We start from the raw sequence: 20,718 nt of genomic DNA on the forward strand, positions 1-20,718 counted from the left end.
GGGCTGGGCGGCGCCGTGCTGGCCTTGCAGCAGATCGGCACCTTCACCGATGCGATGACCTCGGGCCGTGGCTATCTCGCTTTGGCCGCGATCATTGTCGGGCGCTGGATGCCGTTCGGGACTCTCGTTGCCTGCCTGGTGTTCGGGGCCGCCGAGGCGCTGTATCTGCGCGTGCAGACCATCGGCCTGCCGATCAGCTCCTATGTCGTGCAGATGCTGCCCTACATCATCGCCATTGTCGTGCTGGCGCTGATGGGCCGCGCGGCGCGGTTGCCGGCGGCCATCGGCGTCGCCTACGACCGCGAGGCCAAATAGGCGTCAGACTTCCGCCGCGATGGCATCGATCTCAATCAGCCAGGCCGGATTCATCAGCCGTGGTACGAACAGGATGGTCGAGGCCGGGCGATGCCCGCCCAGAAAACCCACGCGGATCTTGTTGAGCTGGTCTTTCAACGTATCGGTCATGTCCACCGCGCTGGTGAAATAGATGCCGGTGCGCAGGATATTCTGCGGTGTCATCCCGGCTGCGCGCAGCACGGTGCCGACATTGGCCCAGGTCAGCTCGGCCTGGCGCAGGATGCCATCGCCGATCCTGCCCGTCGCATCCTCGCCCACCTGCCCCGAGACATAGAGCAGGCGCCTGGGTGTCGGCAGTTCCAGTCCCCAGCTGATCGGGCCGGGCAACGGGGCTGCGTCGGATGGGTTATGCAAGGTGAACATTGAATCCTCCCGATAAGATTATCGGGAGGATTCAAAGCAATTCCCGTGCCGTCAGCCCTTCGGTTTCAGCTGCGCGGTCCAGGCCTGCAAAGCGACCAGCAGCTTCTGGATGAACTCGCGCGTCGGCTGGTCGGTCAGCTTGCCGTCGGCATCGAACTTGGTCTGCGCCATGCCGATGAAGACTTCTGGCTTGTTCACCGGATGGGCGTTCAGGAACACCATCATCTTGCGCAGGTCGTATTGCGCGCGCCCGGTGCCCAGCGGACCCATGGCAGCGCCCATGATGGCGACCGGCTTGTTGTCGAACGGCTGCGGCTGCAGGCGCGAGACCCAGTCGATGGCATTCTTCAGCACGCCGGGGATGGAGAAATTGTATTCCGGTGTCACGATCAGAATCGCATCGGCCTCGCCCAGCGCCTTGCCCAGACGCTCGGCCGGTGCCGGAAAGCCCTGCTGCCGGATATCGTCATTGTAGAGCGGCAGGTCGCCGATCTCGGCCGGTGTGATGGTCATGCCGGCGGGCGCGACCTCGATGGCGGTACGCAGCGCCATCATGTTGTAGGAGGCTTTGCGCAGGCTGCCGCACAGGGCGGCCACGCGAATGGTATCGGACATAGGTAACTCCTTAAGGCTCGGCCTGGAAAATCTCTCGACGCCGTGCGCCGAGATGCGGCAGCAGGACCAGGCAGGGAATCAGCAGCGCCAGTCCGATCAGGATAGCAGCCAGCGGCCGTGTCGCGAAGACACTCAGATCGCCATCCGACAGCGCAAGTGCGCGGCGCAGGTGTTCCTCGATCAGCGGACCGAGCACGAAGCCGAGCACCAACGGCGCCGGCTCCAGGTCCAGCTTGGACATGCCATACCCGATCACGCCAAAACCCATGGCCAGCAGCAGTTCGAACAGGCTGGCATTCACGCCATAGACGCCGATGCAGCAGAACAGGAAAATCGCCGGGAACATCATCCGGTATGGCACCTTGAGGAACTGCACCCAGATGCCGACCAGCGGAAGGTTGATGATCACCAGCATGATATTGCCCAGCAGCATGCTGGCGATCAGGCCCCAGAACAGGTCCGGCCGCTCGGTCATCACCGTCGGGCCCGGCGCGATGCCGTGGATCATCATGCCGCCGACCAGCAGGGCCAGCACCGCATTGGGCGGGATGCCGAGTGTGAGCAGCGGAATGAACGAGGCCTGCGCGGCGGCATTGTTGGCCGCTTCGGGACCGGCCAGGCCCTCGACGGCACCATGGCCGAATTCCTCGGGCCGGCGCGACAGCCGCTTCTCCAGGCCGTAGGAGGTGAAGGAGGCCAGGATCGAGCCGCCGCCCGGCAGGATGCCGAGAACGGTGCCGAGGATGGTGCCGCGCAGCACCGCCGGCACCGCACGCCGCCCCTCTTCGCGCGACGGCCATAACCGGCCGACGCTTTTCACCATCTTGCCCACTGCCTCGCCGCCTTCCAGATTGCGCATCACCTCGGCGATGCCGAACAGGCCGACGGCGAGCGGCACGAAGCCGATGCCGTCGGACAGTTCCGGGATATCGAAGGTGAGGCGCGCATAGCCGGTGTTGACATCGCGGCCGACGATCCCGAGCACCAGGCCGACGCAGACCATGGCAACCGAGCCGAGCATCCCGCCATGCGACATGGCAATGGAAACCGAGAGGCCGAGCAGCATCAGGCCGAAATATTCCGCCGAGCCAAAAGCCAGAGCGATCTTGGCGAATTGCGGACCGAAAAACACGTTGAGCATGGTGCCGACGATGCCGGCGAAAAACGAGCCCAGGGCTGCAATCGCCAGGGCCGCACCGGCACGGCCGCGCACCGCCATCTGGTAGCCATCGAGGCAGGTGACGACAGAGGCCGTCTCGCCCGGCACCCGCATCAGGATCGAGGTGGTGGAGCCGCCATATTGCGAGCCGTAATAAATGCCGGCCAGCATGATCAGGGCCGCCACCGGCGAGAGATAGAAGGTGACCGGCAGCAGCATGGCGATGGTAGCGACCGGGCCGATGCCCGGCAGCACGCCGATCAGCGTGCCGCAGAGCGCGCCGAGAAAGCAGAACAGCAGATTGCCGGGCTGCAGGGCAATTGACAGCCCATCGATGAAATGCTGCAGCGACTGCATCATGCCGCCAGCCTCGGCCAGACCGGTACCGGCAAGCGCAGGCCATAACCGAACAGCGCGGTGACGAAGGCGGCCAGCAGCAGCGCGCAGGCCAGACGTTCGCGCTGGCTCAACTCGCGCGAGGCCAGACTGGCGGCATAGCTGGAGACAGCCGCCGTCAGCGCCAGGCCGAGCCAGGGCAACAATGCGGCAAACATGCCCATCGCGGCAGGAATGACAAAGGGCCGCCAGCGATGCTGGGCGGGTACGCGCGCCATCTCGTCGCTGCGCCCGGCGATGCCGCGCCCCAGCATCAGCCCGCCGAGCAGCAACAGCAGGCCGCTGGCCAGCTGCAGAATCAGGCCTGGACCGATCTCGGACAGATCGCCGCTGGGATAGGACCAGGTCAGCGCCAGAAGCACACCGCCGGCAAGCAGAATGACTGCGCCGGCGGTGGCCTCCCGTGTCATGGGCAAGGCAGACGCCATTACTGCTGGGTCACGCCGGCATCCCGCGCCACCTCGGCCCAGCGCTTGATCTCGCTGCCGATATGCGTGCCGAACTCAGCCGGCGTGCTGGTGGCCGGCAGGAAATAGGCGTCTTCCACCTGCTTGCGCACCTCTGGTTTGGCGAGCGCAGTCTTCACCGCCGCATTCATCTTGGTGACGATGGCCGCCGGCGTACCGGCCGGGAAAGCCAGGCCATACCAGGTGGTGACGTCGTAACCCTTCAACCCGGCTTCGGCGATGGTCGGTACATCGGGCAGGGCCGGGAAGCGCTTGGCCGATGTCACCGCCAGCGCTTTCAGCTCACCGCCCTTGATCTGGCCGATCACCGGTGCCGCCACCTCGAACAGCAGCTCGACCTCGCCGCCCCGCACGGCCGCAATGGCTGCCGGCGTGCCGCGATAAGGAATATGCCGCATCTCCAGCCCGGCGATGGAGCGGAAGATCAGACCGGCGAAATGCTGGGTCGAACCAACGCCGACGCTGGCAAACCGCACCTTGCCCGGCTGCGCCTTGACCAGTTCGATCAGGCCCTTGGCATCTTTCACCGCTACATCGTTGCCTGCCGTGATCAGCAGCGGCATGGTCGCCACCAGCGAGACCGCCGCGAACGACGTCTGCGAATCATAGGGCAGCGACTTGTACAGGCTGGCCGAGACCGCATGGCCGTTGTTCATCATGAAGATGGTGTGGCCGTCCTTGGCCGATTTCGCCACCGCATCGGCGGCGATGGTGCCGCCGGCACCAGCCTTGTTTTCCACCACCACCGGCTGGCCGAGAATTTCCGACAACGGCTGGGCGATGATGCGGGCGATGATGTCGGTGCCACCGCCGGCGCCGAAGCCGACCATCATGCGCACCGGCCGATCAGGCCATGCCTGTGCGACTGCCGTGCCGGCAACAAGCATTGTCACTGCGGCCATAGCCAGGCCAAGCGATACGGTCGCGATCTTTCTCATGGTTTCCTCCTCCGAAGCCCGGATTTTTATCCGTGGCGATTGTTATGGTGTCGTCTAGGCCGCGATGGGCGTCAGGAACATCTGCGGTGTCACTGCTTCACCGCGCAGCCAGCCGGCGCCACGGCGGTACAGCGCATCGACAGCGGCACCTTTCAGCCCCGGCATGTCGCGCTTCACCGTGTAACCGATCTCTTCCTGGATATAGGCCAGATGCCGATAGCCTTCCGGCAGGGTCGCCAGCTTGGCCGCGTCGATCTTCGGAAGGGCGGCCGGGTCGACCGGATCGATGCGGTCCTTCTCGTAGATCGGCTGGCGCAAGACCACACCCCAGCGGCCATCGCGTTTTTCGAGGAAGTCGTAGAAGCGGCCGGTGCAGACCACATCGCAGATCACGCCATGCACCGGCGCACGCTGCGAGATCGTCATCTTGGTCTGGCTGATCGCACGGTTGCCGGCGAGGTCGATCGAGATGCCGCCAAGGAAATGCAGGATGCTGACGCCCTTGGCCCAGCCCTCCTGGCTGACGCGGATGAAATCCGCCGCCGGTCCCTGGAACCAGGTGGCCATCATCCAGCCGTCGTCATGCCAGACGGTGCGGAAACGCTCCCAGTCACCTGCATCGCGCCACATCGCCCAGTTCTGCAGCAGATCGGCAATGGCAAGCCGGTCATCGCGGTCTGTCGTCATGGTCCCTCCCGTCGGACTTGCTTTTTGCAAGTTCACATATATAAACTGGTTCACACTATGGAACAGACTTCATCCGTGACTGTCAAGTCTGCCGACCGCGTGCTCGATATTCTCGAGGCGGTGGCGCAGGGGCATGACTCGTTTTCGCAGCTGATGAGCGCGCTGGGGATTCCGCGCAGCAGCCTGTTCCAGCTGCTCGGCAACCTGACCGCGCGCGGCTACCTGCTGCAGGACGCGGCCAGCTCACGCTATTCGCTGGGTGAGAAAATCGTCGATCTGGCCAAGCGGCGCCCTGCCCCGGCCCTGCAGGCCGTGGTGCTGCCGCTGTTGCAGCGCCTGAGCCAGGAGACCAGCGAGACCACCGGCTTCTATGTGCGCGACGGCGACCATGTGACGGCGATTGCCACCCAGACCGGCGGCCAGGCGCTGGCCTATACCATGCGGGTGGGCGAAAAGGCCCCGCTCTATGCGATCTCGTCGGGCAAGATCGCGCTCAGTCATATGAGCGACCAGGAGATCAAGGCCTATCTGGCGCGCACCGAATTCGAGAGCTTCACGCCGCAGACGCTGGCCACGGCGAAGCAGGTCTGGGAGCAGATCCGGCTGGCGCGCGAGGAAGGCTTTGCCTATGCGCGCGAGGAATTCACCATCGGCATCACCGGCATTGCCGCCGCTGTCGTGGTCAGGGGCGACCTGATCGGCAGCATCAACCTCGCCGTACCCACCGTGCGCTTCAGCAGGACCAGCGCGGCCCTGATCCGCCAGCGCCTGCGGTCAGCCAGCACCGAAATGGCGGCGATGATCGAAGCCGCCGGGCTGCGCCGGCGTGGATGACTGGGGATGGTGGGCGATGACGGGATCGAACCGCCGACATCCTCGGTGTAAAAAATATGCTTGCCCTTTAAGTCTTTGAATTTAAAGGTGCGTGGAACGTCGTTTGTGGCCAGATTGAGCCCGATTGGCGTACAGTCTCCCACTCGTTTTCCCACTTCGCGGCCATCCAGGATCAGGAATACCATCCTGTGGCGTACCCGGTCTGTTGCCGGCTATGAATCCGCGCCATGCGCCACGCTCTTCGCACACTCGCCCAAGTCCTGAACCTCCGCCGTGCCACGGCCGGCAAGGTCGGCGCCGATGTCGTCGCGGTCTGCGATACCTGCGAGAATAAGTGGTTCGTCAAACTGCAGGATGCCATCCGGGAGCGCGGCGATACCGTCACCACCACCGATCTTCTGGGCGAAGCCAACTGCCCGGTCTGCACGGGCGGCAAGGTCGGTTCCATCTACTGCCTGGTCGACGATGCTCCAGCCAGCAGCAGGCCGGTCTGGGGCTTTGGGCATCTGGACCGATACCTCGATACCAGCGAGGCGATCCCGCCGCCGGCGCAGCCCTCCAGAAAGCGGTGGCCATAGCATGTGCAACAGGATGGGCGTCATCACCGATCTGCGGGTGATCAGCACCAGGTTCAACGCACGGCGTGCGCCGGAGCTACCCGAACGCGGCGGGCCGCCCAGACCCGAGATCCGGCCCACGGACCAGCTGCTGACGATCGCGCTGGGTGCGGACGGCGCGCGCAAGATCGTACCGATGCGCTGGGGCCTGGTGCCGCACTGGGAAGCAGCGCCGAAGACGGAATACGCCACCTTCAATGCCCGATCCGAGAAGCTGGCCGGCAGCAAGGCGTTCGGCCCCAGCTTCGAGGGTGCGAAGGGCAAGGGTGGCCGCTGCCTGATCCCGTTCGATGTGTTTTACGAGTGGACCGGCACGAAGACCCCGAAGCAGAAACACAAGATCACCACCACCGACAACAGGATGCCCGCCTTTGCCGGCCTCTGGGCCAGCTGGAGGCCCAAGGGCGGCGCGGCCGAGGGTATCGCCCTGCTGAGCTGCAGCATCATCACAGTGCCCGCCAATGCCGATATGAAGGCCATCCACGACCGCATGCCGGCAATCCTGCCAGAAGACGCCTATCCGCTCTGGCTTGGCGAGGCCGCGGTGGGCAGCGCCGAGCTGCAGGGCCTGCTCCAGCCCTACCCGGCCGGCCGCCTGGTGATCGACCCGCCGCAGGCGAGAGCCGACTAGAATGAGGCGTAAATGCGGCATGCGGCACCAGCATGCCGGCCATGGCCAATGAGCGCAGGACAAGAAGACGATTCGCGCCACATCATGGCCATCATGATGATCAAGAATGCCCTGAGGAACCGAAGCGAAGGCCACACGTTTGGCCTACCCCCACTGTGACGATGGTCACCGCCGGCCATGGTTAACGGGCTGGAAGAAAGTCTTAACCCAGCCAATATCAATATCTTGGGACTTTCGAAGTGATTCGGTTACCACGTCTAGCGTCAAGAGGGTAATCAATATGCCACTTGCACCCGACGACAAAAACCGCATTAATCCGCCTAAGAAGAAGCCGGCCGCTGAGAACCAGCGACCGACGCACCGGGGAAAAACAATGACAAACGCCGCTGCCACCACTGCCGAGATCGCTGCTCGCGATCAGGACAGCGTACCTCTGCGCGGTCACAAGTATGACGACGTTGTCACTGCTGAGCAGTTGAAGGCCATCGACGACCTCGTTGGTCCTATCGACGAAGCTGATCTCGAGGATATCCGCCAGCGCCGCTGGTGAACTTTGGCCGAAATCTACTCCTATCCGGAGCACACCGCACCGGAAACGAACGAGATCGTGATGTCCCGCTGGCCACGGGACGACGGCAAACCACCCGGATTTAAAGACCGTCCTTGTTTGGTGCGCCGCGTCGCACGGCACAAAGGGAAAATCGTGGTTCGTGTCGCTTACGGCACGACCAATATGGACGGCCGTCCGCTCCATAGCTTTCCGATTGTGATGCCGGCAGACATGGACCTCGCTGGCCTGCACCAGGCGACACGCTTCGTCCTCACCGACATGAAGTGGGCGCACTGGGACAACCGCTTTTTTCGTTGTATCGGAGGCCGGCCGACACCTGTTATCGGCAGGCTCTCTGATGCAAAAATTGCGGAGCTGGCCTCGCAGGTGAAGATGCTTGAAGAACGGCTCGGCCAACCGCTCTGAGGCCTCGCCCCACATTCGTTCAACGAATGTGGCCCCAGCATTGCCATACGTCGAAGTCGCTGAAGATATGGCAAATCCTGCGTAGGTCGACGCAGGACTCAGCTACAACACCTGCTATCCTGTCGGCATGCTGCTGACGATCATCGCCGGCATCTGCATTGCCGTGGCGCACATGTTATCGGGTGAGTCCGTGATGGTGCTGCTGCGCCGGCATGCAGGATGGCCGGTGCCGGCCGGCTTGGGCGCCCTGCTCGGCCTGGTGCTGGCGGGCGTTACTGCCCTGCCCTGGTCTTGGTGATCTCGCCGCGGCGATCCGCCAGCCGCTGCCGCTTTTCGGTGATGCTCTGCATGGCATCGCGGAAGGCCGTCTCACTGAGTTTGCCCTGCCCGAAGTCCTTGCGCAGCGTGCCGGCCTGGAAGTTCAGTTCGCGGCCGATGCTGTCCAGTTCCTTGAACTGCATGGCGTAGCCGAAATCCACGTCGCGCGTGCCGACCTTGATGCCGGCGCTCTGCAGCAGGGCTTCCGGCAGGCTGTAATCGTTGCCGGCGCGATCGCGTGCGCCCTTCGCCGCCAGCGCGATCTTCTCCCAGTACCACGAGCCCGGCACCCATGGTGCTGACGGCGCCAGCGACTTCCATGCGTAGTCGCCAATGTTCTTGGCCTGCTCCCACGGCGTGTCTGTCTTGGTGTTGATGATGGCCTTGCCGTCAAACGACTTCTTGTTGAGGAAGATTTCGGCGCCCATGGCGATCGGGCCACCGGGCACCAGCGGCGCCGGGATCGGCAGCGCACTGCTGCCCTGCCCCAGATCGAAGACGTCAGCCCCCGGAATCCAGCGGCGAATATCGAGGAACACCGGGTTGTCGTCGCGGTTGCCGGGCAGGCGCATCAGGCGCGGCACGCCGATCCAAGTCCGGCCGCGCTCATTCTCGCGCAGGGAACCGCGCTCCTTGTCCTCGTCGCCGTCGTCACCGAGCATGGCATAGGCCAGCGCGTTGATGCCGTAGGCGATGGCGAAATACTTGGCGAGCTTCCACGGCTTGCCGGCGATGGTCTTGGCGATGATCGGTGCAGCACGATAGGTGTAACTGATGAACGGCAGGAACGAGCGGCGCAGGAAATTGATCCACGGCGCGCGGATGTCGTAGTCGATGAACTGCTCGCGCGCTTCGTCGGCCGCAGATTTGGGGCTGAAGCCCTGATCCAGCCGGCGCTTAAACAGCGCCAGGCGGAAGACCTCGTCCTCAAGCTGGTAGGCTTGCAGCATCTTCTGGTCCAGCTTCTTCACCGGCTCCAGCAGGCGGGCCAGCTTGCCCAGCACGGCAAATGCCTTGCCCATGGCGCCGTCGGCCTTGCTGACCTCGATGGCGTTCTGCTTTGAAATCTCGTCCAGCACGGGCTGCAGAATGTCGCGGCGCATCTCGCTGCTGACCATGTCGGCACCAAACGCCGCATTGTCGTTGGCCAGCTTCCACAGGCCGTCCTTGTTCAGGTAGGACCGGGCGGCCGAGGCGAAGTCGGTCATCCGGACGTCGGCCATGTCCATGAGCATGAAGTTGCTCATCACGTTGTTCATGTGAACCACGGGATTGCGGGCGGTCTTGTTCTGCTTCCACTGGGCCAGCAGCTCGGACCAGATGCCGCGCTTCGTGAGAGCTTCGATCTCATTCAGGTCGCGCCAGATCTCGGCCCGCACGAACTTGCCGCTCAGCGCGCCCCAGCGCAGCTTGCCGCCGCTGTTCGGGATCACCGTGTCCGGCACCTTGACCCATTCCACATCGGCGTCATTCCAGAAGCGGTTGTAATCCGAGGCGTTCACCCAGCGGTCGGCCGGCTCCTGCGCACGGGCCCAGCCTTCATTGCGGGCGATGTCGCGATAGAACCGGCCCACGGCCAGGTCATGCGCCATGGTCAGGAAGGTTTTGGCGATGGTGTAGCGGGCGTCGGTGATCTCGCCCATCTGCTCACGCTCGGCCTTGGTGTAATCGCGCCACAGCACGGCCTTGCCGTTCCGGATGTCGCGCACCTCCCAGGTGCCACGATCCTGATAGTCGGCATACTTGCCCGGCACATCCTTGTCGGCCGGCCACCAGACGCGGTCCTCTACAACAGGTTTCCGCTTCTCGCCCAGCGGCAAATCCTGCTGCGCCTGACGCTCCAGCAGGCGGAACGACTGCTTTATATCGGCCGGCTTGCCCATGCCGCCGGCATAGCCCGGGACGTCTTCCATCAGGCGCGGCATGTCCACATCGAGGAAGATGCCGCGGCCCTTCAACTGGTCGCCCAGCACGCGGCGGCGCCGGCTGGTCATCTGCTGACCGGCCCAGCGGGCCAGGCTCGACTTGGAATCCTCGTATTTCGTGTAAACGCGATGCAGGTAGGTGCCGCGGTTGCGCTCATAGCTTTCCGGCGACAGCAGGCCCAGCGCCACGGCTTCCTGACTGAGCTGGTCGATGGCCACCCGGACCGGCTCGGCCAGTTCCTGCCATTGATCGGCCGGGATTTCCTCGCCCGTCAGCACGGCATGCAGCACACGCCATTCCTCGGGCGTCTTCACCGTCTCGGCCAGCTTGGCCAGCAGGTCACGGCCTTCCAGCGCAACATGGCGCTCATCCAGCCGGCGCTCCCTGTCACGGGCGATGTAATCCGCCTGCAGGCCATAGCGGTCGATCAGGCCAGCGCGCGCGGCCTCAAGCGTCGGGTTGAGCCAGTTGAAGGCGCCGCCCTTGCTGAACTTCGCCTCGGTGATCAGCTTGCCGGCCTTCTCGGTCAGTTTGACGCCGGGTTTCCAGTTGCCCTTATCGTCCATGCCGCCGAACCAGTCGAACGGCATTTTCAGCGCGCGGTCCACGGGATAGCCGTGCGCCAAGCCCCAGAGCATGCCTTCCTTGCGGGCAAGCTGGGTGGGTTCTTTCTCGACCAGCCGGTTGAACATCGGCTTGGTCTTCTTCTTGTCGGGATCGAGCAGCGGCGCGTCATCGGCGCCGGCCGGGCTTATGCCGCCCTGGTCGCTTTCCGCTTCGGCTTCAGGTGACTGAATGCCTTTTGTGCTGAGGCGGCGGTTGCGCTCGCCTTCTGCCGAAGCCGCGCGGCCTCGGAGTCCTTCAGCGTCGCGGAAGTTGAGGATGTACCGGGCTTCGTCTGCCGTGAGGCTCGCGGGCTCGATGTCGAAGAGGTCTTTGACTGCATCGCCGAACCGCCTTTCGATCTGCGTGAGGACGTGCCGCTTTGGGACCAATACACCCTCGCGGCTGGCATTCACAAGGGTAATCGTGCCGACGACCTTGCCGCCACCTGCCTGAATATGGCTCGCCATGTCGGCCAGCGTGCCGCCCATGGTGGTGACATCGTCCACGATCACATAGCTGCCGCCCTGCTTCACAGCACCCTCGAACAGGGACCGGGCCAGCAGGCGCTCCATGGGTCCGGCACCGGTGTGGAAAGCCCGATTGACCTGCACGACTTCGGTGCTGGTGTCACCGCCCGTAGCGGCGGCGAACATGCCGGCAAGGGCTGCCGGTATCTGGTTGTCGCCGGTGAACTCTTCTGCCAGCACGGGCGCGAACAGCGTGCCTTCCTCGAAGCGCTGCTGCGCGGCTTCGATCATCTCGGCCGGCACAACATCGCGCACCAGGCGGATCGCGGCTTCGCCATCGCCGCCTTTGGCTGCCTTGTAATCCGGATGGTTTTTCAGGCGTTCCATGTTGCGGAAGGCCGACAGGTGCGGCTCGGCCGCAGCCGGAATGCCTGCGACCCGGTTGAACATGGGCCGGCGGTCCGCCATCGCCGCCTGCTGGCCCGACGGCACGGCCTCCGCCGAGGCCAGCTTGCCGGTTTCCATGGCGCTGAAGATGTCGCGCCAGTCCGGGTCTTTGCCGAAAACGCGGCGATAGGCGGCACGGATGCGGCGCAGGAACTCCGCCACCTTGCGGAAAATCTTGTTGACCTCTGAGGACTGGTCACTCTGGTAGTCGCCCTTGCCGAACTCGACGGCGACGGCTTCCTCGATCTGCTTGTCCTTCGTCAGGTCAGGATAGAAGCGTTTGATGTCATGCCGGGCCAGCCAGCCCTCGTCCTGGGCGGCGCGCGCCAGAATGTTCCACTCGGCCGGCGTGATGACGCCGAAATCGCGCAGCAGATGCACGGACTCATGCCGTGCAGTACTGACCGGGTCTGGATTATCCAGCGCCATGACCAGCAGCTTGTCGACAGGGCTGACGACACCCGCAACATCATCCCAGGTCTCGGGCCGGCCAGTGTCCTTGTCAGCTTCAACCTTGCCCAGCAAGCGATCCACGATCACGACATTCATGTCGCGCAGGCCGGTGATCCGCGTGATGATCGGCGCTACCATCTGTGCCAGCGCATCGCGCTTGGCCACATACTCCGGCGCCAGGCGGACATAGCCTTTGGCGTCATTCAGGATCGGGATTTCGTCCGCGACTACGCCATCGGCTGAGTTGAGCAGAATCCGCTTCGGCCGACGCTGGCGATCGAACATAACCGTCTGCTTGCGCGCGCCGGTATCGAACAGGCCTTCATCAGCGGCCTGCTGGGGCTTCGCGGCTTTCTTGCCGCCCTCCATACGGCGCTCGGCAACGGTGCGATCGTTGGCTTTCTCTGCACCCGGAATGACGGTCTGTTCGCCCTGAGCGGTCTGCTCGGAAACGGGCTTCCGCAGATCGGCAACCTTGAAGACGTGGCCGCCGCGATTGGTCCATACGCCAATCTGGCCCTCTTTGATTTCTTTGAACGGCGCCGGCCGCGCACTCGACGTGTAATCGACAAAGCGGCCCTGATCGACGGAGAAATAGACCGTATTGCCATCGGCATCGAAGGTGTTGCCAGCGGTGGTGCGACCTTCCCGTACCAGCTGCTCGGCGAAATCCTTGGCTTCAGCCTGCGAGAATCGAGGTGGCGGAGTCTCATCCGGTGCTTCCTCGCCATTGAGGATGGCCATGGCTTCTTCCGAGCCCATGGTGCTGCCAATAGCGAGCGCGCGAATCTCCTTGGACTCACCGAACTTCCCGCCCCAATAGCCCATGAGGTAATCGGAAATCGGATTGAACCCTGTGGGCTTCATGTCGGAAGTGTTGAGCAAGCGAGCAGCAGGCGGCTTGCCTTCCTTGGCATCGCGCCAGCCGCGCACCATGGCACCAGCAACAGGGCTTTCCCTGTGCGGCATACGGTCCGCGCCGAGACCGCGCAGCCAGGCCTTAAAAGGACCGCTGTTCCAGATTTTGAGATGATCCTGCTCAGCCAGCCTGGCGTCGGCTTCGCTGGTATCGGGCGCCTCGGCAGCGGCCTCGCCTACTTCGCCGGCTTCCCCTTCCTCGCCCTGATCTTCTCGGCTGCGTTCAGGTTCGCGATCTGGCGCTGGATCTCGGCCCGCAGCTTCTGCGGCAGGTTCGGGTTGCGCAGCTGGGCCTGCAGGCTCTCCAGCAGGACTGCCCGCTCGGCGGGGTTCAGCGTCTTCGCTTTCGCCTCGCTTGGCGTCAGGGCCGGGTAGTTCGGAGTCGGGGAACGGGGTGTCTGTGCCATCATTGACCTGTGCCTCCACCTTAGCCGCGACAGCGTCTGCGTCAATCGCAGCGGCCGTCACGACGATATAGATTGCTTCCGCGATGTCTTCGCCGGCGCCGATCAGCGCCATGACGCGGTCGATTTCCTCGGGCAGCAGATTGCCGCCTGCGGCCTTGACGCTGGACTCCACTTCATCCCGGGTCTCGTTGAAGCGGCGCTCAGCGTCAGCGGCCTGCTCGGTCGCGTCCTGCTCCGCCACCCAGCCGCTGTCGTTCTGCGACCAGCCGCGCGCGCGGAAATCCTTGGCCTTGCGGGCAGCGATGCCTTTGCGCAGCAGCTCGAACAGATCGCTCGACGTTGAGCCCTCCGACAGATAACCGGCTTCAACCATGGCCTCGCGCATCATGTCGGGTTCCTGCCCGGCCTTTCGGATCAGGTTGCCCAGACGCGGCACGATAGTCCGGTGCGCGTCCATGGCACGAAGCTCGCCACCGGGATCGCGCAGCCCGCCGCTGGCGGCGATGAACTCCACGGCATCCATGGGCCGGCCCAGCGAGGCGCGCTTCTTCGGCGCCAGGCCGGCGCCGGGCTTGTAAGTCACGGGCTTGGTGTTGTCGCCGTTCTTCAGCCAGTTTTTGAACTGGCGCTGCGTCATCGGCGTGACGGCGCCGATCCTGCTCTGCGCGCTGCCGTCGCTGAATGCGCGCTCATAGGTCGCCAGCGCGTCATCCGGGCTGGAGAAGCCGATCATGACCTTGTGTTCGTCGAAAGCGCCGGTGGGCTCTTTCTGGTCGATCACATAGATGGTGGGAGCGGCGACGTCCTGGCCGATGTAGACATCCACCGGATCGCCGTCGGCGCCCTCCGTGCGGCGGATCTCGCCGTAATGCGCCGGGAAATCGGGCACGGACCACGAGCCATCCTTGGCGGTGCGCTCGCCGCCGCGCGGCGTCTCGATGTTGATCTTGAGTCCGTTCCAGTCCACCACGGCCTTGGCATAATTGCCTGCTTCGGCCTGTGCCGGCGGCGGGCTGGCGTTGGTGCGCTGGGCTGCCCGATCCACGTCTTCCGCCGTCAGGATCACGGTGGGATTACTGCGCGTCGCTTCTTCCTGGGGGATTGCGGCTGCCGTAGCGGCTTCCTGATCGGCGCGGATCTCATCCAGCGGCCGGTCGTCGTCCATGATGTCGCGCACGCTCGGCTGCGGCGGCACGGGCGGGGTTTCACGTGATACCGGCGCACGCGGGTCGGCGCCGACAAAGGGTTCGGCTGGCTGCGCGCCGGCCGGCACGGTGGATTCCTGAAACGGGTAGCCGGCGGGTGTGGGCGGCAGATCGACGGATGGGAGATTGGGGGGTTCGGTGCCGAAATACGGCTCCTGGCGCTCAGCTGCAGGCGCAGCAGCGGCTTGCGACGCGGGGTCTGCGTGCATGACCGTGCGCGCGGCGGTGATGCCGGCGCTTTGCGGCAAGGCGCCAAGGCCTTCCGCGATGATGTCGCCGGGCTTGAACTCGCCATCGGCGCTGAACTGGGCGGATGCTTCGCCAGCCATCTCGGATGCCGTTTCGGCGGCGACGTTGCGGGCTCCGATGCCAACGTTGCGAAGTGCGCTGCCACCGCGCAGCGGCGCGGCCAGGCGACCGCCAGCGGCATCGAAGGCAGCGATGGCGGTACCGCGCATGTTGCCCTTACGCCCGGCCTCGGCGAGGAAGGCAGGGTCGGTCAGCGCGGTTTCAACAGCGCGCTGGTCCTGCAGGTTGATGCCGCGATCCCGCAGCAGGTCGACCACTGCCAGACCGTATTCCGTGGGATAGCTGCCACCAGCCAGACCTGCAAGGAAGGCTGGAACGCCGCCCACGGGTGCCGCGATGGTGCCGGCGATCAGCCCGGGTGCTGCCAGCGGCGCGCTCTCGAGGCTGAATTGCTGCAGGATGCCGGCGGGATCGGTGGCAAAGGCCTGCCAGGCACCGCTCCAGTCGCCGTCATTGGCACGCTGCACCAGCGCGTCGGCCGCTGGGCTGCGCGGCAGGGCTTTCTGCGCGGCATCGCTTTCCGCCAGCCGGCCGACATTGCGCGCCAGGCCTGCCGTGCTCTGGGCACGCAGGCTCTGCCGATCGGCCTGACCCATGTGCTGGTAACCGGCCGGATCATCGGCATCCGTCACGGCTTCGCCGCGGTCAATCCGGTCCATGATGCTGAGCGCCGTGCCGCCGGCTTTCGCCAGCGTGCCGACCGCGCTCTGCTTCAGGGTTTCGACGCCGCTTTCCAGCTGGGCACCGGCGCGGGTGGCCCATGGAATAGCATCGTATGCGGCTTGCTCCGCCGCCAGATCGCGCGCTGTGGGCAGTCCGACCTTGCGCAGGCCAGAGGTCCGCTGCATGGTTTCCGGCGCCGGTTCCGGGGGTGTTTCATGTGAAACCGGAGTTACGGGCGCGGAAAACTGCGGAATTTGTGTTTCCGGGATGGCCGAGTGGCCTTGCGCAGGGGATTGATCGAACTCGGCGCCGCCCGACGCCAGGCGATCCAGCACTGGGGTCTGGAACTGGGGCGCTGCGGATTGGCCGACGCGACGCAGCCCGGAAGGGCGCGCCGTCGCAATATCGGACGCAACAGCACTGCTGCCGCTGTCAAGAAACCGGACCATGCCGGGCTACTCCGCGACAAACCTACGCCCATCACTCGTGGCGTAGACGGGTAGCCCCCCCTCAAATTCCCCGGTGAACGTACCAGAAACACCGCCCTCTGTATAGGTCGGCGGGATGCCGCCATTCTGCAGCGCGCCACCGAGCTGCGCCTCGCCACCGCTGCCAGTTTGGCCGGCCGGCTGCTGATTGTCCTGACCGAGCGAGCCGAACAGGCGCTCCAGCATGCCGGGACTTTTCGCGGCCTGTGGATTGGCCGAACCGAGGATCTGGCCAGCCTTGGCGTAATCGCCGGTGATGTAAGCCTCATAGGCCTGAATCGCCGCCTCGCGCTGCTGCGGCGTCTGGTACAGCGGCACGCCGGCCGCATCCTTCTGCCGCTCCGTCCAGGCCAGCGCGCGCATGCGGATGGTCTGCGGATTCGGCGCGATCGAGGTGGTGCGGCCATTGGCGCCGACGCCACGCAGCCCGGTCCCCTTGAATGGCTCGCCGGTCTCGGTCTTCACCGGCACGGCCACGCCATTGCGGTTGGTCATCACGACGCCTTCAGGGGAATAGAGATACTGCGGCGCCGGCTGGTGTGGCGACAGATACCCCGTGCCCTTCATCTGACCCGTGTTGGGGTCGAAGATCATTTGATGATTCTGGCCGGATTTATCGACGCCCTGAGTCAACTGCGGGGCATAGCGCGGCGTGTCCTGCGGGCCCTGCGCACCGGCGACGGTTTCCGCCACCCGGCCGCTGTTGAGGCCCAGAAAATACTGCTGCGCGAACTGGAAGCGCTTGCCGCTCTGGTGCGGATCCGGGAAGGATTTCGCCGCGGCATCCATGGCGCGGGTCCAGTTGAGCACGGTGTTTTTATCGTTCAGCGCTGCTTCCATCTGCGGCGGCAGTTTCACGCCGAACTGCTGCGCATACTGCTTGGCCTGCACGGGATCGGTCTTGGCCAGCTCAAACGTCTGGCGCATGACCTGCTCTTCCTGCTGGGCATCGGCCATCATCATCCGCGCGGCTTCGCCACGGGCGCCCTTCACCTGCATCAGGCGGTCCGCGACGTTGCCGCGCACATCGCGCAGGCGCTGTCCCGTTGACGCCGGCGCGGCGGCTGCACCCTGCGGCTGTCCCGTGTTGAACTGCGCGGCGCCGGGGTCGCTCTGCAGGTTGGCGGCAGCATGCGGGTCCATGCCTTGCGGCACGGGAACCTGCGGTGCGGGAGCCGGAGCTGCCTGCGGTCGCCCCTGCCCGGCTGCGGCGGCGCCATAGGCGTCGTCAACGTCTTGCGCCAGGCGCTCCGCGCGCCGTGCTTCACCGATCCGAATGTCGTTCAGCTCGGCATGCTGACCCGCCGCCCGGCTGCGTTGAAACGCGTCGACAGGACTCGCGCCACCGCCACGGATGAACCCCAGACCGCTCATGCTTCGCCTCCCTTTGCCGCATCCTGCCGACTCCTGCGGCCCTTCACTTCGCTCGCCATGTAACCGGCGAGATCGCTCAGCGCACGGGTGCCAGTCTCAGCTGTCGCCAGCCCCGCATCGGCACCGGCATAGGCCGAGCCGAGGGCTGCCTGCGATTCCGCTGCACCCGTGCTGCGGTCCAGCCCGGCCTGCTGCGAGGTGGCCTGCATGTTCTGCCCGCTCTGTTGGCCCGCCGCCTGATCCGCGCGCTGCAGATTGCTGGTGATGGCGCGGTTGACGAAGTCGCTTTCCACGCCCTTCTGCACCGCGACCTGGGCACGGCCCGAGCCGCGCAGACCTGACGTCGCCAGCCGGTTGCTGGTCGTGCGGCGCAGTTCGTTCAGCTCTGCCTGCTGCTGCGGATTGAGCCCCTGCGGATTGGCGTAAACGCCGCGCAGGTACGAGTTGGCGGGTTCAGTGGCTTTCTGGATGGTATCGAAACGGCGCTGCGCAGCGGCGTTCGCTTCGCGCGTAGCGTCTGCCGCAGCACGGTGACCGGCCGCGACCTTCTCCGCTGCTTCATCGTTTGCATTCTTGCTGAGCAACGTAGTGGCCACATTCGCGACACCGAGAATGCCCGAAGCCACGCCTCCGGCACCGCTGAAGAAATCTCCAACGTCTGAAAACCAGCTCATGGCGTGACTCTTACGCTACGACGCGGGACAGCGGAGACTGTGCGCGCGGCATCGTCGGTGCGCCGGGCAGGCCAGGCATGGCCGGCGGGGTGGGTGCCCCGATCCGCCCTTCCGCCTTCAACCTGCCCTGATAGGTATCGAGCCGCTGCAGGATCGGGCCGTATTCCTGACCCAGCATCTTGATGAACAGCTGGGTCAGGCGCGGCGTCAGCGCAGTCGCCATCTCGACCCGCTCAGACTCACTGAGAACAGTATTGAACTGCTGTGCGATTGCATCAGGCGTGAGCATGGGCGGACTCCTTGTTGATGATGCGACCGATCATGCCGCAGAGGGGGGCGCCGGCGCTGAGAAGCACCCGGCCAAGCCAATGCCCGTGTTCACCGACACCCTGCCGGAACGCCATCTCGCGCGCCCAAGCCAGCGCCAGCGGTGCGAAGAGAAGTGCCAGCGCATTGCCGGCCAGGCTTTCGCTGCGCATTACAGCGACAAGCGGCACAGCCCATGCGTGATAGCCCGACACAACATCGGCAGGCATGGCGGCTCCGAAGGCTGCGTCAGCACGATAGGAGGCATCATCGAGCCAGCCGCGACGGTGCATTTCGGTGCAGATAACACTGTCACCCCCGCCGCCTCCGCCACTACCACCGCCGCCACTATCAGTCGCAGTGGAGGCGGCACCGGTACCACCATCTGCGGCGTCACCGGTATCTGCAGCGGCATTGCCACCAGAGTTTCCGGGCCCCGGTCCGGGGCCCGGGCCGGGGCCCGGCGAACCGCTCGGACCTGGCGCCGGCGTGCCTTGGGCGTTGTTGTCGATTGCGTCGGCATCGGGGCCTACCGCGACTTGCCCATTCGCGCCAGTCGAGTTCGGCGCGCCTGCCGTGGAGCTAGCCCCACCCGGACCCGTCGCGTTGCCACTTGTACCGTCGGCAGCATCATTCGTCGCAGATAGTCCAGTGCCACCTGCCGAGGCAATATCGTCACTCATCATGCTGATAGCTTTGTTCGCGAGGGCCTTCATTGAGAACATCACAGGGCTCATCAGGAAGCTTCCTCCCGCCGCCACGCCTCGCGCCATGCCACTAACACCACCAGTGTCGGGCGAACCCGAAGGGGGGCCAATTCCGATGTCAGCAGCAAGGCCGACGCTTGGATCGCCCGGGCTTGGGACGCCGTCACCTTCATCCGCGCCGACACCGCCATCGCCGGGGCCGCCGCCACCGCCTTGCCCACCTCCGCCGCCGGTGCCGCCGCCCGCACCTCCCTGCCCACCGCCATTAGAGGGCGGTGCCGGGATGCCCACGGTTTCGCCGTCCTCAGTCATGCGCTTGTTGGCGTCCTCGTTGGCCAGCAGGCTCGTGAAGTTGATTGCACGCGAGCCACGCCGACCTTTGACACCACCGAAATCCGAAAGACCCAGCGCCATGTTGGCCTCCAATAAAAAAGGGCAGCCGAAGCTGCCCTATGGTGAAAACTTGATGCCTGTTATGGCAGGCATCGCTTCAATGGTTCGGCGAACCCGTGACGCCAAAGATCGTGCAGATCGGCATCATAGTGAGAAGTTTCTCCGTCAAGAATTGCCGCACAATTGCCGGCTCGCGAGCGAAATGCTTCCCATGCCTGCTGCGGGATCAGTTCATCCCGTTTACCACGGATGTGAAGCTGCGGAATCCGTGAGAGCTTTTCAGCGACCTGCAATGGGTTCTGACCATCCACGACGAAATCTGCGGCGGCTCCGTACTTGCCGGCCTGATACTTGAATGTCGCCTCGGTATCGAGTGCTGCGCTGATCGTCCTGATGCTGGCAATGTCATCACGGCGCGCAGCAACCAACACAGCCAGCGTCCCGCCAGATGATGTCCCGATCAGATGCACAACTCGCGCTCCAGACATGGCCTTGGCTTCGTCAATCGCCTTGGACACGGCAACCAGCACCGGCTCACTGTAGCGACCCCGATCCCACCAGTAATGATCACTGCATTTCGGATCGGTCTTCGGCGTCACCGCGAAGCACGGACGCTCCAGAATGTAGATGCTGCGGCCTGCCGGCGCGGAATCGAAGTAATAACCGGGATCGTCCGGCGCGTTCTGGGCCGGCGTCGTATAGGTCCGCCTTCCAGAATTGTCGCTCTGCCAGAAATTGATGCCGTCGCCGAACAGGGCGATTTCGATTTCAGCCGCCTTGTCCAGCTTCGGGCGCCGCAGGACCAGCTGAAATTCACCTGCTTTGATCTGGTGCCGGGTATACCCCCTGGCCGCTGCTGCAGCGTCGGCTTTGGCAATCTGCTTGTCCGGATCTCGGCGAATGATCTCCGATCCCTGAGCAAACAGATTTCCGACTTCCGAGCGCTGAGTCACACAGCCAGCGAGCGCCGCTGCCACCAGAATGAATACCGCCGTCTTCATGCCCGCCTCCGATTCC

General features: G+C 64.7%; 18 protein-coding genes and 1 pseudogene. 7 read left to right on the plus strand and 12 right to left on the minus strand.

Annotation, left to right across the window (positions count from 1 at the left end):
- Nucleotides 1-315: pseudogene (locus tag AAG799_RS00005) on the plus strand (ABC transporter permease); the annotation flags it as partial.
- Between the two features lie 3 nt (nucleotides 316-318).
- On the opposite strand, the gene AAG799_RS00010 reads toward AAG799_RS00005, so the two are convergent.
- Genes AAG799_RS00010 through AAG799_RS00035 form a run of 6 tightly spaced genes read right to left on the minus strand, consistent with a single transcriptional unit; the run spans nucleotide 319 to nucleotide 4,982 of the window.
- A complete protein-coding gene (locus AAG799_RS00010) occupies nucleotides 319-720 on the minus strand; it encodes a RidA family protein (RefSeq protein ID WP_341893716.1) in 402 nt (133 codons plus the stop codon).
- Nucleotides 721-771: 51 nt separating this feature from the next.
- Nucleotides 772-1,335, minus strand: coding sequence for an NADPH-dependent FMN reductase (locus AAG799_RS00015; protein ID WP_341893717.1), 564 nt, complete (start codon nucleotides 1,333-1,335; stop codon nucleotides 772-774).
- Between the two features lie 10 nt (nucleotides 1,336-1,345).
- Complete coding sequence (locus AAG799_RS00020; protein ID WP_341893718.1) at nucleotides 1,346-2,854, minus strand: tripartite tricarboxylate transporter permease; 1,509 nt, start codon at nucleotides 2,852-2,854, stop codon at nucleotides 1,346-1,348.
- A complete protein-coding gene (locus AAG799_RS00025) occupies nucleotides 2,851-3,300 on the minus strand; it encodes a tripartite tricarboxylate transporter TctB family protein (protein ID WP_341893837.1) in 450 nt (149 codons plus the stop codon). Before AAG799_RS00025 ends, AAG799_RS00020 begins: the two co-directional genes overlap by 4 nt.
- A gap of 17 nt (nucleotides 3,301-3,317) precedes the next feature.
- A complete protein-coding gene (locus AAG799_RS00030) occupies nucleotides 3,318-4,295 on the minus strand; it encodes a tripartite tricarboxylate transporter substrate binding protein (protein WP_341893720.1) in 978 nt (325 codons plus the stop codon).
- A gap of 54 nt (nucleotides 4,296-4,349) precedes the next feature.
- Nucleotides 4,350-4,982, minus strand: a complete 633-nt coding sequence (locus AAG799_RS00035) for a nuclear transport factor 2 family protein (RefSeq protein ID WP_341893721.1) — start codon at nucleotides 4,980-4,982, stop codon at nucleotides 4,350-4,352.
- A gap of 75 nt (nucleotides 4,983-5,057) precedes the next feature.
- Here AAG799_RS00035 and AAG799_RS00040 point away from each other — a divergent pair, with 75 nt between their 5' ends.
- The 6 genes from AAG799_RS00040 (at nucleotide 5,058) to AAG799_RS00065 (ending at nucleotide 8,338) form a co-directional block, all read left to right on the plus strand.
- Complete coding sequence (locus tag AAG799_RS00040; protein ID WP_341893722.1) at nucleotides 5,058-5,816, plus strand: IclR family transcriptional regulator; 759 nt, start codon at nucleotides 5,058-5,060, stop codon at nucleotides 5,814-5,816.
- A 227-nt stretch (nucleotides 5,817-6,043) separates the two neighbouring features.
- On the plus strand, nucleotides 6,044-6,394 hold the full coding sequence (locus AAG799_RS00045) for a hypothetical protein (protein WP_341893723.1): 351 nt from the start codon (nucleotides 6,044-6,046) through the stop codon (nucleotides 6,392-6,394).
- Between the two features lies 1 nt (nucleotide 6,395).
- Nucleotides 6,396-7,064 carry an SOS response-associated peptidase gene (locus tag AAG799_RS00050; protein WP_341893724.1) on the plus strand — a complete coding sequence of 223 codons (669 nt, stop codon included), beginning with the start codon at nucleotides 6,396-6,398 and terminating at the stop codon, nucleotides 7,062-7,064.
- 280 nt (nucleotides 7,065-7,344) lie between these two features.
- Nucleotides 7,345-7,614, plus strand: coding sequence for a hypothetical protein (locus AAG799_RS00055; RefSeq protein ID WP_341893725.1), 270 nt, complete (start codon nucleotides 7,345-7,347; stop codon nucleotides 7,612-7,614).
- Between the two features lie 3 nt (nucleotides 7,615-7,617).
- On the plus strand, nucleotides 7,618-8,040 hold the full coding sequence (locus tag AAG799_RS00060; protein ID WP_341893726.1) for a hypothetical protein: 423 nt from the start codon (nucleotides 7,618-7,620) through the stop codon (nucleotides 8,038-8,040).
- Nucleotides 8,041-8,167: 127 nt separating this feature from the next.
- Nucleotides 8,168-8,338: a hypothetical protein gene (locus tag AAG799_RS00065; RefSeq protein WP_341893727.1), complete on the plus strand. Its 171-nt coding sequence runs from the start codon at nucleotides 8,168-8,170 to the stop codon at nucleotides 8,336-8,338.
- Here the strand turns inward: AAG799_RS00065 and AAG799_RS00070 are convergent.
- The 6 genes from AAG799_RS00070 to AAG799_RS00095 all read right to left on the minus strand — a co-directional run bounded on the left by AAG799_RS00070 (nucleotide 8,313) and on the right by AAG799_RS00095 (nucleotide 20,702).
- A complete protein-coding gene (locus tag AAG799_RS00070; RefSeq protein ID WP_341893728.1) occupies nucleotides 8,313-15,944 on the minus strand; it encodes a hypothetical protein in 7,632 nt (2,543 codons plus the stop codon). The genes AAG799_RS00065 and AAG799_RS00070 overlap by 26 nt on opposite strands.
- 270 nt (nucleotides 15,945-16,214) lie before the next feature.
- Nucleotides 16,215-17,621, minus strand: a complete 1,407-nt coding sequence (locus AAG799_RS00075; protein WP_341893729.1) for a hypothetical protein — start codon at nucleotides 17,619-17,621, stop codon at nucleotides 16,215-16,217.
- Nucleotides 17,618-18,295, minus strand: a complete 678-nt coding sequence (locus AAG799_RS00080) for a hypothetical protein (RefSeq protein ID WP_341893730.1) — start codon at nucleotides 18,293-18,295, stop codon at nucleotides 17,618-17,620. Before AAG799_RS00080 ends, AAG799_RS00075 begins: the two co-directional genes overlap by 4 nt.
- 10 nt (nucleotides 18,296-18,305) lie before the next feature.
- Nucleotides 18,306-18,584 (minus strand): hypothetical protein, encoded by a 279-nt coding sequence (locus tag AAG799_RS00085; RefSeq protein WP_341893731.1) that lies wholly within the window; start codon nucleotides 18,582-18,584, stop codon nucleotides 18,306-18,308.
- A complete protein-coding gene (locus tag AAG799_RS00090) occupies nucleotides 18,571-19,722 on the minus strand; it encodes a hypothetical protein (protein WP_341893732.1) in 1,152 nt (383 codons plus the stop codon). Before AAG799_RS00090 ends, AAG799_RS00085 begins: the two co-directional genes overlap by 14 nt.
- A 59-nt stretch (nucleotides 19,723-19,781) precedes the next feature.
- Nucleotides 19,782-20,702 carry a hypothetical protein gene (locus AAG799_RS00095; RefSeq protein ID WP_341893733.1) on the minus strand — a complete coding sequence of 307 codons (921 nt, stop codon included), beginning with the start codon at nucleotides 20,700-20,702 and terminating at the stop codon, nucleotides 19,782-19,784.
- Nucleotides 20,703-20,718: the final 16 nt, after the last annotated feature.

This window comes from Ferrovibrio terrae, assembly GCF_943371255.1.
Lineage (GTDB): Bacteria > Pseudomonadota > Alphaproteobacteria > Ferrovibrionales > Ferrovibrionaceae > Ferrovibrio > Ferrovibrio terrae_B.